The sequence below is a fragment of the Allobosea sp. P1_A7 genome (assembly GCF_056406775.1).
Genome location: NZ_JBFTZN010000004.1, coordinates 43,265 through 57,470, shown reverse-complemented (window position 1 = coordinate 57,470; position 14,206 = coordinate 43,265). Strand labels below are relative to the sequence as shown.

At 63.5% G+C, this 14,206-nt stretch carries 12 protein-coding genes; 3 read left to right on the top strand and 9 right to left on the bottom strand.

What is annotated here, in order from left to right; translation table 11 throughout:
• Positions 1-20: 20 nt before the first annotated feature.
• From AC1D34_RS01405 to AC1D34_RS01390, 4 genes are read right to left on the bottom strand one after another with little or no spacing between them, the layout of a single operon-like run.
• Positions 21-803 carry a transporter substrate-binding domain-containing protein gene (locus AC1D34_RS01405; protein ID WP_441507528.1) on the bottom strand — a complete coding sequence of 261 codons (783 nt, stop codon included), beginning with the start codon at positions 801-803 and terminating at the stop codon, positions 21-23.
• A gap of 43 nt (positions 804-846) precedes the next feature.
• Complete coding sequence (locus tag AC1D34_RS01400; RefSeq protein WP_113519325.1) at positions 847-1,578, bottom strand: amino acid ABC transporter ATP-binding protein; 732 nt, start codon at positions 1,576-1,578, stop codon at positions 847-849.
• Entirely contained in the window at positions 1,565-2,215 is a 651-nt protein-coding gene (locus AC1D34_RS01395; protein ID WP_069877846.1) for an amino acid ABC transporter permease, read from the bottom strand. The genes AC1D34_RS01400 and AC1D34_RS01395 overlap by 14 nt, the downstream gene beginning before the upstream one ends.
• On the bottom strand, positions 2,212-2,874 hold the full coding sequence (locus tag AC1D34_RS01390) for an amino acid ABC transporter permease (protein ID WP_441490320.1): 663 nt from the start codon (positions 2,872-2,874) through the stop codon (positions 2,212-2,214). Before AC1D34_RS01390 ends, AC1D34_RS01395 begins: the two co-directional genes overlap by 4 nt.
• Before the next feature lie 153 nt (positions 2,875-3,027).
• Here AC1D34_RS01390 and AC1D34_RS01385 point away from each other — a divergent pair, with 153 nt between their 5' ends.
• Positions 3,028-3,813 carry an IclR family transcriptional regulator gene (locus AC1D34_RS01385; RefSeq protein WP_441490319.1) on the top strand — a complete coding sequence of 262 codons (786 nt, stop codon included), beginning with the start codon at positions 3,028-3,030 and terminating at the stop codon, positions 3,811-3,813.
• 19 nt (positions 3,814-3,832) lie between these two features.
• Here the strand turns inward: AC1D34_RS01385 and AC1D34_RS01380 are convergent, their stop codons facing one another.
• Positions 3,833-4,105 carry a heavy-metal-associated domain-containing protein gene (locus tag AC1D34_RS01380; RefSeq protein WP_441507530.1) on the bottom strand — a complete coding sequence of 91 codons (273 nt, stop codon included), beginning with the start codon at positions 4,103-4,105 and terminating at the stop codon, positions 3,833-3,835.
• Positions 4,106-4,307: 202 nt separating this feature from the next.
• Between AC1D34_RS01380 and AC1D34_RS01375 the strand changes: the two genes are divergently transcribed.
• The gene (locus AC1D34_RS01375) at positions 4,308-6,833 is read left to right on the top strand and encodes a heavy metal translocating P-type ATPase (RefSeq protein WP_476823297.1); all 2,526 of its coding nucleotides are present in this window, start codon (positions 4,308-4,310) and stop codon (positions 6,831-6,833) included.
• 22 nt (positions 6,834-6,855) lie between these two features.
• A complete protein-coding gene (gene cueR / locus AC1D34_RS01370) occupies positions 6,856-7,302 on the top strand; it encodes a Cu(I)-responsive transcriptional regulator (RefSeq protein ID WP_476823296.1) in 447 nt (148 codons plus the stop codon).
• 48 nt (positions 7,303-7,350) lie between these two features.
• Here the strand turns inward: cueR and AC1D34_RS01365 are convergent, their stop codons facing one another.
• From AC1D34_RS01365 to AC1D34_RS01350, 4 genes are all read right to left on the bottom strand, one after another.
• Entirely contained in the window at positions 7,351-8,691 is a 1,341-nt protein-coding gene (locus AC1D34_RS01365; protein WP_441490317.1) for an HlyD family type I secretion periplasmic adaptor subunit, read from the bottom strand.
• A gap of 68 nt (positions 8,692-8,759) precedes the next feature.
• A complete protein-coding gene (locus AC1D34_RS01360) occupies positions 8,760-10,829 on the bottom strand; it encodes a type I secretion system permease/ATPase (protein ID WP_476823295.1) in 2,070 nt (689 codons plus the stop codon).
• A 25-nt stretch (positions 10,830-10,854) separates the two neighbouring features.
• Positions 10,855-12,840: a hypothetical protein gene (locus tag AC1D34_RS01355; RefSeq protein WP_476823294.1), complete on the bottom strand. Its 1,986-nt coding sequence runs from the start codon at positions 12,838-12,840 to the stop codon at positions 10,855-10,857.
• Positions 12,841-12,989: 149 nt separating this feature from the next.
• Positions 12,990-13,766 (bottom strand): hypothetical protein, encoded by a 777-nt coding sequence (locus AC1D34_RS01350; protein WP_441507534.1) that lies wholly within the window; start codon positions 13,764-13,766, stop codon positions 12,990-12,992.
• Between the last annotated feature and the right edge of the window lie 440 nt (positions 13,767-14,206).

Sequence of the window (14,206 nt, the reverse complement as noted above, 5' to 3'; positions counted from 1 at the left end):
CGGCTGATGTCTGGCGTCGCTCAGAGCGTCGGCAGCGGGTCCATCGGCATGTCCAAATACTTGCGATGCAGCCGGTCGAGCTCGCCGTTCATCGCATTGAAGAAGATGAAGCCGTCGAGCCAGCGCACGAGATTATGCTGATCCATCTGCACACCCATATGGGCCGGGCTGCGGCGGATGACGAACTTGCGCTCGAATTCCTTGTTCGGGTTCTGCTTCGCCAACGCCTGCGCGACGATGCTGTTGGTGGCGAGCAGGTCGGCCTGGCCGGTGATATAGGCTGCCGCGGCCGTGGCATCGTCCTCGGTGCGCATCAGGCTCGCCTTGGGTGCGGTCGCCGAGATCGCCAGTTCCTGTGTCGTGCCCTTGGCGGCGGCGACGCGGGCGGAGCCGATGGTCTCGGGGCTGCTGACCGGCGAGGCCTTGGCGCCATAGACGGCCAGGAAGGTATTGGCATAGGGCGCGGTGAACTGGATCTGCTTGGCGCGCTCCGGCGTCAGCCCCATCACCGAGATCACGATATCGACCTTGTCGGTGAGCAGGAACGGAATCCGGTTGGCGCCGGTGATCTGCTGCATCTCGAGCTTTACGCCGAGGCCCTTGGCGACCATTTCGGCCATCTCGATGTCGAAGCCGATCGGCTTGCGGTTCTCGTCCTGGGCGCCGAAGGGCGGGGCGTCGAGCGGCACGCCGATGCGTACCACGCCCTTGGACAGGATGTCCTGGAGCTTGTCGGCCCGGGCTTCGGCTCCGCCAAAGACGGCAACAGTCAGTGCAGCCAAACCTGCAAATAGCGAACGCATGTTTCGTCTCCCCTCGTTGTGCAACTGGTGTCGATCGGCCTCCTCAGTGCAGGACCGCGCTGAGGAAGGTCTGTAGTTCGGGCGTCTTCGGCTCGGCGAGCACCGCCGCGGCCTGGCCTTCTTCGTGAATGCGGCCCTCGTGCATGAAGACCACGCGCGAGCCGAAGCGGCGGGCAAAGCCCATCTCATGCGTGACGAGGATCATCGTCATGCCGTCCTGCGCCACCGATTCGAGCACCTTCAGCACCTCGCCGGTGAGTTCGGGATCGAGCGCCGAGGTGACCTCGTCGAACAGCATCAGCTTGGGCTGCATCGCGAGCGAACGGGCGATGGCGACGCGCTGCTGCTGGCCGCCGGAAAGCTGGGACGGGAAGGCGTCGAGCTTGTCCTCCAGCCCGACGCGGCGCAGCACGTCGCGGGCGATCTCGCGGGCTGCGTCCGGCGCCTGCTTCTTCACCACCCGCGGCGCGAGTGTGATGTTGTCGCAGACCGAGAGATGCGGGAACAGGTTGAAGCTCTGGAAGACGATGCCGACCTCCTGCCGGAGCTTGCGCAGGTTGGTCCTGGGATCGTTCACCTGCACGCCGTCGACGAGGATCGAACCGCCCTGGATCGGCTCGAGGCCGTTGATGCAGCGCAGCATGGTGCTCTTGCCGGAGCCCGAGCGCCCGATCACGGCGATGATCTCCCCCTTCGCGACGTCCAGCGAGACGTTCTTCAGAACCTGGACCGCGCCATAGCTCTTGCTGATCCCCTTGATTTCAACGAGCGACATCGAGCTTCCGCTCGAGCGAGCGGCTCCATTGCGTGAGGGGGAAGCACATCAGGAAGTAGATGCAGGCGACGGTGATGTAGACGGCGAAAGGCTTGTAGGTGCCGGCGGCAGTGAGCTGGCCCTCGCGGGTCAGTTCGACAAGCCCGATCGTCGCGGCGAGCGAGGTGTTCTTGATGAGCTGGACGAGGAAGCCGACGGTGGGCGGGATTGCGACGCGGATCGACTGCGGCACGATGATGTGGCGCAACTGTTCCCAGAGCGACAGGCCGAGCGAGGCGCCGGCCTCCCATTGCGTCTTGGCGATCGAGATCAGCGCGCCGCGCCAGATTTCGCCGAGGAAGGCGCTGCCATAGACCGAGAAGGCGACGGCGGCTGCGAACCACGGATTGACCGAGATGCCGATCAGCGGCAGGCCGAAGAAGATCAGGAACAGCCAGACCAGCAGCGGCGTGCCCTGGACGATATGGGTGTAGCCGGCCGCCAGCCAGCGCAGCGGCGCGAAGGGCAGGATGCGGACGACGGCGATGACCAGGCCGAGCAGGGCGGCTCCGGTGAAGGCGGTGACGGTCAAGGCCACGGTCCAGCGCGCCGCCGCGACCAGGTACATCACATCGATCAGGCCGAAGGAACGGATCATCGCCTGACGAACGCCCAGTAATATATGCCGGCAAAGAGGCCGCGGAAGGCCAGCGCGAGGCCGAGATAGAGCACGCCGATCACGGTGTAGACTTCGAAGTCGCGGAAGGTACGCGACTGCACGATCGAGGCCGCGTGGAACAGGTCCTCGACCGAAATCTGCGAGACCACGCTCGTCGCCAGCATCAGCAGCACGAATTGGCTGGCGAGCGCGGGAAACATCGATTTCAGCGCCGGGAACATCACGATGTAGCGGAAGACCTGCAGGCCGGAGAGGCCGAGCGAGTGGCCGGCCTCGGTCTGCGCCTTCGGCACCGCTTCCAGCCCGGCCCGGACGATCTCGGTGGTATAGGCGCCGAGATTGATGACGAGTGCGATGATCGCCGCCGTCAGGCCGTCGAGCCGGAGGCCGAAGCTCGGCAGGCCGAAGAAGATCAGGAAGAGCTGGACCAGCAGTGGCGTGTTGCGGATCACCTCGACATAGCCACCGACGATCCGCTTCAGCCAGCCCGGTCCATAGACCCGCGCCGCAGCACAGGCGACGCCGATGACGAGGCCGCCGAGCATCGCGCAGGCCGAGAGCAGCAGCGTGATCCAGACGCCGTCGAGGATCGACTCCCACGCCGCAAACACATCCCGAAACTGCAGGCCGTATTTCATCGCGCTCAGACCGCCACGGCCGCAGGCAGCGTGACGGCCCGCCCACAACAAACCGACAGAGTGATCAGCGATGGTGTCATTGAGCCTCCCCTTTACAAGAGGCTAGGTTGGCTTCTTATTTGATGTCAAGCTTCACATATGAAACGAGGCAGCATGCCTGACCTTCCGGAAACAGATGACGGCGAGAAGGCCTCCTATTCCGCTCCGGCTCTGGAGAAGGGGTTGGATATTCTCGAGCTGCTGGCGGATGTCGGCGAGCCGCTTTCGACCCGCACCATTGCCGAGCGACTGGAGCGCTCGAAGAGCGAGATCTTCCGCATGGTCTTCGTGCTGCAGCAGCGCGGATATCTGGTGCGGGAGGCGGGAACGGACAGGCTCGCACTGTCGCGACGATTGTTCGATCTCGGCATCAGGACGCCCAGCGGGCGGCAGCTGACCTCGGTCGTACTGCCTCTGATGGAGCGCTTCAGCGAGGAGAGCGGGCAGGCGGCTCATCTCGTCGTGCTGAGCCGTGCGCAGACCGTGGTTCTCGCGACGACCTCCGGACATCTCGACGCGACGGTTACCGTGCGGCCGGGCTATGGCAGGCCGGCGCTGGAAGCCAATTCCGGATTGCTCATCCTGGCGTTCCAGACACGGGCACGGCGTCTGACCCTGATGAAGGATGCCGATAATGAGGCGCGGGCGCGGCTCGAGAGCACCGGCGTTGCGGCCATCTTCGAGATGATCAGGGAGCAGGGACACCAGATCGCACCAAGCCGCGACATTCTGGCGGTTACCGATATCGCCTGCCCGGTCATCGGACCGGCAGGCTATGCGCAGGCGGCGATCCTGGTGCCATGCCTGCAGCGCCATGGCGTGCAGACCAATGAGAAGGCGATCCTCACCAGCCTGAAGGCCTGCTGCCACGAGGCGGGGCTGCGCCTGGCCTATAGCTGACCAGGTGCAGGATGTTGGATCAGGCGGTGACGGGCTGCGGCGTGTAGCCGGCCGCCGTGACGATCGCCGCGATGGCGGCGCGGTCGCTGGTGCCCAGGACGCTGACCAGTTTCGAGGCCGGGTCGGCCTGGACGCGGGTTCCGGGAAGGCCAATTTCGATCGCCTTGATGATCGTACCGGCGCAATGCCCGCAGGTCATGTCCTCGACGCGGAAGCTGAGTGTTCCCGCGCCCTGAGGCTGTGCCTGAGTCCCAGGTGTCGTCTTCTCGCTATGGCTCTGGCATCCGCACATCGTTCTGCGTCCTTTCTGAGGGGTATGAAAGGGAGCCTAAAGCTTCCCATGATGGGAAGGTCAAGCGCCCTCTGCGGGATGCCGGCGCACATCGTGGGGAGGATCCGGCCCTCTCGCGGAGTGTTGAAAATTGGCCTTGACCTTCCCATCATGGGAAGGATCATACCTCTCGCCATCAACATGTGGAGATCAAGCCATGGCGATGGCACGGACAGCGGGAAGCCCCGTTAGAGAATTTGAGATCGAGATCGGCGGGATGACTTGTGCTTCCTGTGTCGGGCGCGTCGAACGCGCCGTGAAGGCCGTCGACGGCGTCGGCTCAGTCGCAGTCAACCTCGCGACCGAACGAGCCCGCGTTACCCTGTCTTCCGGCGGTAGCGATGCCGGCGCGATTGCGGACGCGATCCGCGGCGCCGGCTACGAGCCCACCGAGCGCACCGTCGAGCTGAAGATCTCCGGCATGACCTGCGCGTCCTGCGTCGGCCGGGTCGAGCGGGCGCTCAAGGCGGTGCCGGGCGTGCTCGACGCGACCGTGAATCTCACGACCGAGCGTGCCACCGTGCGGGCTCTCGGCGGTGCGGACCAGATGCAGCAGCTCGTCGCGGCCGTTGCAGGAGCGGGCTATTCCGCCGAAGCGGCGAGCATCGATGCCGGAGCCTCAGATCGCGAGCAGCAGGCGCGCGAGGCGGAACAGGCGGGTTTGAAGCGCGCGGTCATCATTGCCGCAGTCGCGACAATCCCGCTGCTCGTCTTCGAAATGGGCTCGCATATGTACGAGCCGCTGCACCATTTTCTCGCCGGGCGTGTCGGCGAGTTCAACATCAAGCTCCTGTCCTTCCTGCTCGCGACATTCGTCCAGTTCGGGCCGGGCCTGCGCTTCCTGAAGAAGGGGTGGCCGGCCTTGCTGCGTGGCGCGCCGGACATGAACTCGCTGGTCATGCTCGGTACCAGCGCGGCCTATCTGTACTCGACGGTGGCGACCTTCGCGCCGGAGTTCCTGCCTGACGGCACGGACTACACCTATTTCGAGGCCGGTGCAGTGATCGTCACGCTCGTCCTGACCGGACGCTGGTTCGAGGCCAGAGCCAAGGGCCGGACCAGCGAAGCGATCCGGCGACTGATGTCGCTGCAGGCGAAGTCGGCGCGTGTCCTGCGCGACGGCGTCGAGGCCGATGTCGGGATCGAGAGCGTTGTTCCKGGCGATGTCGTCATTGTGCGTCCGGGGGAGCGCATCCCGGTCGATGGTGAGGTTCTCGACGGCGTGTCCTATGTCGACGAGGCGATGATCACCGGTGAGCCGGTGCCCGCCCGCAAGGAAGCGGGGGCGGCTGTGACCGGTGGCACGATTAACGGCACGGGTGCCTTCCGTTTCACCGCCACCAAGGTCGGTGCCGATACGCTGCTTTCGCAGATCGTCCGCACCGTCGAGGCGGCGCAGGGCTCGAAGCTGCCGATCCAGGCCATGGTCGACAAGGTGACGATGTGGTTCGTCCCGGCCGTGATGGCGCTCGCGCTTGTGACCTTCGCGGCCTGGTTCGCCTTCGGCCCCAGCCCCGCCTTGTCCTATGCTCTCGTCAACGCGGTCGCCGTGCTGATCATCGCCTGCCCCTGCGCGATGGGATTGGCGACTCCGACTTCGATCATGGTCGGCACCGGCAAGGGCGCCGAGCTCGGCATCCTGTTCCGCCAGGGCGATGCGCTCCAGGGTCTGAAGGATGCGAAGATCGTGGCGCTCGACAAGACCGGAACCCTGACCAAGGGCAAGCCGGAGCTGACCGATCTCGTCACCGCCGAGGGCTTCGAGGAGGCCCAGGTGCTGCGGCTGGTCGCCTCGGTCGAGGCTCGCTCGGAGCATCCGATTGCGGAAGCGATCGTTGTCGCTGCCCGCCAGCGCGGCCTCGCCCTCGCAGAGGTGTCGGAGTTCGCGGGTGAACCCGGCTTCGGCGTCAAGGCCGTCGTCGAAGGCCGGACGATCGAGATCGGTGCCGACCGGCTGATGCGGCGTCTCGGGCTCGACCTCTCGCCCTTCACGGAGGCGGCAGGCCGCCTGGGCGATGCCGGCAAGACGCCGCTCTATGCGGCGATCGACGGCAGGCTCGCGGCCATCATCGCGGTTGCCGATCCGGTCAAGGCCACGACCCCCGAGGCTATCGCATCGCTGCATCGGCTCGGCCTGCGCGTCGTGATGATTACCGGCGACAACCGGCGTACGGCCGAGGCGATTGCCGCGAGGCTTGGCATCGACGAGGTCGTGGCCGAGGTTCTGCCGACCGGCAAGGCCGAGGTGGTGGCCGGGCTCCAGGCCGGTGGCGCCAAGGTCGCCTTCGTCGGGGATGGCATCAACGACGCGCCCGCCCTGGCCAAGGCTGATGTCGGCATTGCCATCGGCACCGGCACGGACATCGCCATCGAGAGCGCCGATGTCGTGCTGATGTCGGGCGATCTGAATGGTGTCGCCAATGCCATTGCGCTGTCACAGGCGACGATCGCCAATATCCGCCAGAACCTGATCTGGGCCTTCGGTTACAACGCCCTGCTGATCCCGGTGGCTGCCGGCGCGCTCTATCCGAGCTTCGGCATCCTGATGTCGCCGATGTTCGCCGGACTGGCCATGGCGCTGTCGAGCGTCAGCGTCCTGACCAATGCGCTGCGCCTGAAGCGCTTCCGCGCTCGCACGCCGGCCCCGTTGCAGGACCAGCGCGCCGCCAGGCTCGCGTTGGCGGGGTGAGACTGTAGGAGGAGCATGAGAGATGAACATCGGACAAGCGGCAACAGCCTCTGGCGTCAGCGCAAAGATGATCCGCTACTACGAGAGCATCGGGCTGATCGAGGCTCCGGTGCGCACCGAGGCGGGTTATCGTGTCTATGCCGGTGACGACGTCCACACGTTGCGCTTCGTCAAGCGCGCCCGGAATCTCGGTTTCTCGATTGAGGAAACGCGTGAACTCCTGGCGCTCTGGCGCGACAAGAGCCGGGCCAGTGCCGATGTGAAGGCGTTTGCCCTGCGCCACATCGGCGAGCTCGAGGCGCGGATCGGCGAGCTTCAGGCGATGGTGAAGACGCTCGGCCATTTGGCGCAACATTGCCACGGCGACGGTCGCCCCGATTGCCCGATTCTCGAGGACCTCGCCGATGCTCCCGTCCGGCAAGCCGCGGTTCCGGCAGGCTCTCGCGGCAGGGTACGGCATCACGCCTGAAGCCGGACAGGGCGGGCGCCCCGCAAGGCGCCTGCGCCACACGGCGGCTTAGGTTTCCCGGAAAGCGCGCGCCATGCTGTCCTTCAGCGGCTGCATCAGATATTCGAAGAACGTGCGTTCCTTCGTCTGGATATAGACCTCTGCCGGCATGCCGGCCGTCGGTTGGAAATCGTGGATCGCGGCGGCGCTGTTGCTGTCGAGGCGGACCCGTACGACATAGAGATCGGACGTATTGGGGTAGCCGCGCTGCCTTTCATCCGGCAGGGCGTCGGCCGAAATATAGATCACCTTGCCCTTGATCATCGGCGTCGTGCGCTGATTGAGGGCGCTGAGGCGGATGGTCGCGACCTGACTGTGCTTGATCTTGTCGATATCCTGAGGACGGACATGCGTCTCGATGACGAGCTCTTCCTGCAGCGAGACGATCTCCATGATGCTCTTGCCCGCCTCGATGACACCGCCGGCTGAGTGGTAGCGCAGCTTGACCACGGTTCCCTTGACCGGAGTGACGATCCTGGCGCGGTCGAGAACCCCCTTCACCGTGTGTATGCGTTCCCGGACATCGTTCAGATCGGCACTGACGTCCTGCAACTGCTCCGATGCGGCCTTGATCGCGTTCTTTCTGACACCATCGATCTGCTCGACTGCGCGAGCGATGCGCTCCCGCGCGTCGCCGATGTCCCCGGTGATCCGGCCRGCCTCGCCGCGTAGATTGGCGGCGTTGCGCTGAAGCGCGAGGACGTCGGGCTTGCGGATATAGCCACGGTCGAGCAGGGCCTGTTTGCCAGCGAGCTCTTCCTTGAGGAGTTCGCTCTGCTGGGCGACGGCGGCAAGCTGGGCCTTGCTGCCTGCGATTCTTTCCTCCAGCCCGTCGATGCCCTTTTGCTGAGCCGAAATGTCATTGGAGATGTTGTTCTGGCGGGCAATGAAAGTCGCCGTCTGCGCCTGGAGCATCGCGGCGACATCGGGATCGGTGCTGCTCGCAATCAGGTGGGGGGGGAATACCAGTTGGGACCGACCGGCCGCCTCGGTGTTCAGCCGCGCTTCGACCGCCTCGAGCCGCATCTGCTTGAGCAGGTGCCGGCGGAGTTCAGCCCGGGAAGAGGTGTCGTCGAGCTGCACGAGCAACTGGCCGGGCAGGACGACGTCGCCCTCTCGCACCATGATCTCGCGGATCACGCCGCCTTCGAGATGCTGGATCGTCTTGTTCTGTCCCGTGGTCACGAAGACCCCCGGCGCGATCACGGCGCCTGAGATCGGTGCGGTATTGCCCCAGACGCCGAAGCCCATGACCGTCATCAGCATGATGCCGATGCCGCTGAGTTTCGCCCATCGGGTGTTGCGCGGGACGTCGCCATACCAGGGCTGAGCTGCGATCATTGCGGTCATCGTGCGTCTCTCCACCCTTGCAAAACGCCTGACTGCCCGCCCCGGCAGGGGCGTGGCGGCACAGAATCTCAGTTCGGCCTTGGCGTGCTGTCGATGCTCCGCTGCCCGACGATCAGGGGCAGGATCTCGTCGCGTGCGCCGATCGCCTGGACCGCGCCATCCTTGATCATCATGATCTTGTCGACGCTGCGCAGCAGGGCCGGCCGCTGTGTCACTGCCACGACCGTCATGCCTCGCGCCTTGGCACGCTCGAAGGCTCGCGCCAGCGCGGCCTCGCCGATCGTGTCGAGATTGGAGTTGGGCTCGTCGAGAACGACCAGTCTCGGATTGCCGAAGAAAGCACGGGCGAGCCCGAGTCGCTGCTTCTGGCCGCCGGAGAGCGGGCTGCCATCGATGCCGATCTGCGTCTCGTAGCCATGGACGAACTGCGCGACCATTTCGTGGATGTCGGCGATCTCGGCAGCCTCGTACACATCCTCGTCGCTCGCGTCGTCCCGCATCCTGGCGATATTGGCCTTGATCGAGGCTGGGAAGAGTTGCGTGTCCTGGGGGAGATAGCCGACATTCTCGCCGAACTGCCGCGGGTCCCAGTTGCGCTGCTCCATTCGGTCGAGCCGCACCGTGCCGGCCGTTGGCGTGATCGAGCCGACCAGCATGCGCGCGAGCGTCGACTTGCCGCTGCCCGAGGCGCCGACGATGGCAAGCGAGTCGCCGGGTTCGAGGCTGAAGCTGATGCCGTTCAGGATGACCTTCTTGTTCGGTGGCGGCACATAGAGGATGCGCTCGACATCGAGGCGGCCCTTGGGGTTCGGCAGCTTCAGCCGATCGAGATTGAGCGGCGAGGCCTGCAACAGGGCCTGAACCCGGGAATAGGCGGCACGCGCGTGGATGAAGCTGCRCCAGCCTTCGATCGTGCCTTCAAGCGGGGCCAGCGCGCGGCCTGCGACCACTGATGACGCGATGACCATGCCGCCGGTGAGGGATCCTTCCAGGGACAGCCAGGCACCCCAGCCGAGCATGGCGATCTGCGTGCCGAGCCGGAAGAATTTCGACAACCCGGTCATCATGATGTTGCGATCCTGGGCGCTGACCTGCGCCTTCAGGGATTCCGCGGTCTCGCGGCCCCAGATCAGCACGCCCTCCGGAATCATGCCCATGGCGTTGATGACCTGCGAGTTCCGCGACATCGCTTCCGACTGCAGATTGGCGCGCGTCGCAAAGGCGCTCGACCTTGCGAAGGGGACGGCCGTCAGCTTCTGGTTGAAATAGGCGACCACGAACAGGACGATGGCGGCGACCGTGACGATGTAGCCGAGATGCGGGTGGATCAGATAGACCGCCAGCAGGTAGATCGGTGCGGTCGGCGCATCGAGCATCGTCAGGATGACCGGCCCGGTCAGGAAGCTCCGGATCTGCTGAAGATCGGCGAGTATCTGGAACTCCCGATTCGAACCGCTCTGGGCCGCCTTGGCTGCCGCGCTGAGAACRGGGCCGCCGAGCCGGCTTTCGACATCCACGGCAACCCGCATCAGGATGAAGCGGCGCATCATGTCGAGCAAGACATGGGCCAGGATCGCGACCATCACGATGATCGAGAGCATCATCAGCGTGTCGAGGCTGCGGCTGGTCAGCACCCTGTCCGACATCTGGAACAGATAGATCGGGACAGCCAGCACCAGCGTGTTCACGACGATCGAAAAGATCGCGACGATCACCAGGTTGTGGCGCGCTTCCGCGAGCCCTTTGCCGAGGACCTGCTGGAAATCGCGATCCCCGAGGCGTTGTTCGAGCGGTGATCGGCCGCCGCTGCCACCGCCCCCTCCGCCACCACCTGTTCCGCCCTTGCCGCCCCCAGGACCGTTCGATGTCGTCGTGCCTTGCGGGCTGCCGGCGCCTCCGACCGGTCGCAGATTGGGGACGCTGTCGGCGGGAGGAGCGCCATGCTTCGCCTCGGCGCGCAGCGGGGCTTGCCCTGGTGAGGCCTGACGGGCCTCGCCGGCCATGCGGTCGTTTGAATTGGCGACCAGCGTGAGCGGGGGCGGGGGCCTGCCAATGGTCGTCCCGAGCGGCGTGGCTCCGGGCAACCTGGCGGCATCTGGACGGTTCGATGGCGCGGCGGGAACGGCTTCGTCGGTCATGGAGAGCCCTCGATGCGTACTGGCCTCAAGACATGATGTTGGAGGTGAGGTGATCGTGCTGGGACGGGTCGGGTATGACTGGGCGCGAGACGGAGGAGTCCGATCCGGAATGTGTATCCACGTCATGAGCGAAGGCGACGAGCTCGGGCACCAATGTCTGGGTGTCGTGGATGGTGACCTTGTCGGTGTCGGTGATCATGTTGGTCTGGATCAGCACGCTCTCCTCGTAGGTGTCGCCACCCAGGTATTTCGAGGTCGAAAGCGTGCCGGGATCGATGATATGCGCTTCGTTCAGCACCGTGTTTCCGCCGGTGGCGACGCCCTGGGTCGTCCCGGGGTGAGCATTGGCCTGGATGACCTGGTCGGCGTCGTTCAGAACATTGATCTGGGTGATGACGTTCACGTCGTAATAGTCGCCGGGCACGTAGAGGACGTGAAGCGTTCCGAACCTGTTGCCGTTGAGTTGCCAGTTGGCGTCGGGCGTCAGAATTGTAGAGTTCTGATCAAGAGCGCCGAGAAGATCGTAATGCGCCTGCTGCATCGGCTTGAATGCGACGCTGTCATAGGTCGTGATATCTGCGAGATTGGTAAGGTTGTTGAAGCCTGTGGTGACAACGGTAATATCGCTGCCGTGGCCTGTTGCAAACAGCTTGGCGCTGTCTGAGTCCAGAACGATGTTGTACTGGTAGATCCAGTCGGCGCGGTGATAGTTGCCGCCAATGATGATGATGTCGTAGCTGTCCAGGCCGGTGATCTGAGCGAGATTGAGCTGGGCGTTCTCGCCGCTCTTCACGTCGAAATAGGTTCCGTTCTCCGCCTGAACGATCCTGTCGCTATCGTTCAGTCCATTGAACTGAATGACGGATTTCACATCATAGAAGCTTCCCGGCATGACATCGACCGACCAGAAGGGGGTCGCTGCGGCGCCGTTTGGCGCGATCGTCATCGTATGCGTCGCGAATTCCGCGATGTTGTGGACTTCGTTGCCATGGCTCTGAACCAAGGGGGCCAGCGTGCCATCGACGGCGACGTCGACATGGTCGTTGTCCACGAGGACATTTACCTGCGCGATGCCGCGGCTGAAGAAATAATTGCCGCCCACGATCATCGAGCCTGTTGCTTCGTTGGCGTCGACGATGACCGCAGCATTTGCCAGCATGTTCAGCCCGGTCTCCGAGACGACGGCGACCCCGCCTGTGGGTTCGGCGGCTGTAATGGATTTGGTGATGCTGTCGGCGGGCGCGTCGGCCAGGCGCCAAGGCGCGACCTCGGCAAGGCTCGGCACCGGTGGATCGTTCGCGTTGAGCGCGCCGTCGACAATTCTGCCTTCCATGGCATGTGAGACAGGGCTGCCGTCGGAATAGGGGCTCCCCGTTTCGGTCCAGCGCATATCGCGACTTTCGATAGCCGCTATCACGCTCTGGGTCGTGCCGCCCTGAAGCGCCGCGACCTCGCCGGGCACAGCGCTCTGCGCCTGGTGCAGCATGTCGCTCAGGACGCCGTCGAGATGAAGTTCGGGGGGCACGACGAGAGTGCCGTCAGGATAACGGATCGCGTCGGATGTCAGCAGATCCCGGTCGTCCGCCTGATTGACCTGGTGGATCGAGAGCAATGTCTCGGTGCCGCCGTTCTGATACCCCACAGTGACGATCTTGTGGCTGGTGACCATATAGCCATAGTCGTTATCGACGCTGTCGGGCGCATCGAGGCGATGTGGAGGCGGATGACTCGATGGGAGGATTCTGGCCGGCGGAGTGAAGGGTGTGGGCGTCAGGCTGTGGAGGGCGGGACTGTCGTCGGAGACGTTCGGCGCCCGAAAGAACACGGGTTGCGAAGCCGTTTCATCCGGTGTGATGGGCGCAACGCGATCGTAGAAGCGATCGCCCCCCTCGTCCGACACGACCCGGGACGCTTCGCCGTCATAGGTTTCGCGCGCCCGCATTTCATCAATGAAGACGCGAAGATAGCCGGCAAAATGCCATATCGTTTCGGTAAAGCCGCCAATGTTCATGGCACACTCTGCACTATTGCCTGGCAAGGCCGGTCGCGAGGGCACCAGGCATTGCGTGGGCTCAGGGGCTCACCGGCCCCGAGCAGGGAGCGCGCGGGGAGGCGACCCCGCGCGTCCGAGCATAGCTTGCCTTCCGAGCGTTGGGACGCTCAAAGTGTGCCGATGTCGTGACCTGCGACGGTCAGGTGATCGACGGAGTTGAACTGGACATTTGCGCCCATGGCGATGTGCTGTGTGAAGGCCTCCTGGGTCAGGGCCACGTTGGCAGCAGCCGCGCCGATGCCCGAGTAGCCGTCACTTCCGCCATGGATGTCGCCGAAGCTCGACGATGCTGAGCCACCCGTGGCCGTGGCGGTCATGGAGAAATCGCCAACCGCTTCCGGGATATGGCCTGGACCATAGCAGGACGGGTCGAGCCCACCAGAGTTGAAGTTCACCGACGGATTGGACAGGCTGTCATTGTCGGTGAGGTTGTTGACCTGCGCGATATTGAAGTTGTTGCCGTCATCCGTCGTCTGGGTGACGACGGACGGCATCACGATCGAGTCGTGGATGTCGTGAATCGAGTCGATATCCATCACCCGGTTATCGACGGGTGGCACGAGGGCGCCACTGAGGTCGAGGTCGACCTTTACATTGACAGTGGTGTCGACGGCGGTCTGAACGTGGTTGATGTTCTCGTTGTAGTTGAGGTTGCCGTTCAGGTTGCCATTGGCGTTCAGATTGCCGTTGCCGTTGAGATTCAGGTTGCCGTTGTCATTCCAGACGGAGGTGTCGACGGCCTGCGCGGAGTACTGCGCCTGGCCTTGTCCCTGCCCCTGGCCTTGTCCTTGCCCCTGACCTTGTCCCTGCAATTGGGCTTGAATCTCAGCCTGCGCCTGATCCTGGCTTGGATCCTGCGGGTGATAATCGTTGTTGTTCGGCATGGTGCTTTCCCGTCAAAAAAGGAAAGGCACCCTTCCGCTCGTTGATCGCCGCGTCCCTTCTGCGCTGCGCCGATCCACTTGCGTTGGATGCCATTAGTGCGGAATATTGATAATTTATGTCGAATGAATGTCCCGCCTATCTACGCAAGGAACGTTCTTCAAGATTTCGTACTGGCGACAGCAGAAACCCCTTAATTGACTAAGTCATTGTTTGCGTCTCCCGATATTAATTAGTTGATATAAGTAATAATTTTTCTGAACTATTAGTCTGGTTCGATATTGGGCCAGAGTGTGCGAAATGAAATCTGAGACATATAATTTTATGAGTCATATACTAGCAGATAGGTATAAATTCTGAATATTATTTAAAATTATTGAATGTAATATTCATTATTGGCGAACAATTTCTTTTTGTTGCCTAAATTGATAAATGTCTCAGA

Bases quoted from the DNA above. Each gene is read 5' to 3' on its own strand.
- AC1D34_RS01405 (WP_441507528.1), bottom strand. From the start codon at position 803: ATGCGTTCGCTATTTGCAGGTTTGGCTGCACTGACTGTTGCCGTCTTT.
- cueR (WP_476823296.1), top strand. From the start codon at position 6,856: ATGAACATCGGACAAGCGGCAACAGCCTCTGGCGTCAGCGCAAAGATG.
- AC1D34_RS01355 (WP_476823294.1), bottom strand. From the start codon at position 12,840: ATGAACATTGGCGGCTTTACCGAAACGATATGGCATTTTGCCGGCTAT.
- AC1D34_RS01380 (WP_441507530.1), bottom strand. From the start codon at position 4,105: ATGTGCGGATGCCAGAGCCATAGCGAGAAGACGACACCTGGGACTCAG.
- AC1D34_RS01385 (WP_441490319.1), top strand. From the start codon at position 3,028: ATGCCTGACCTTCCGGAAACAGATGACGGCGAGAAGGCCTCCTATTCC.
- AC1D34_RS01350 (WP_441507534.1), bottom strand. From the start codon at position 13,766: ATGCCGAACAACAACGATTATCACCCGCAGGATCCAAGCCAGGATCAG.
- AC1D34_RS01395 (WP_069877846.1), bottom strand. From the start codon at position 2,215: ATGATCCGTTCCTTCGGCCTGATCGATGTGATGTACCTGGTCGCGGCG.
- AC1D34_RS01400 (WP_113519325.1), bottom strand. From the start codon at position 1,578: ATGTCGCTCGTTGAAATCAAGGGGATCAGCAAGAGCTATGGCGCGGTC.
- AC1D34_RS01390 (WP_441490320.1), bottom strand. From the start codon at position 2,874: ATGAAATACGGCCTGCAGTTTCGGGATGTGTTTGCGGCGTGGGAGTCG.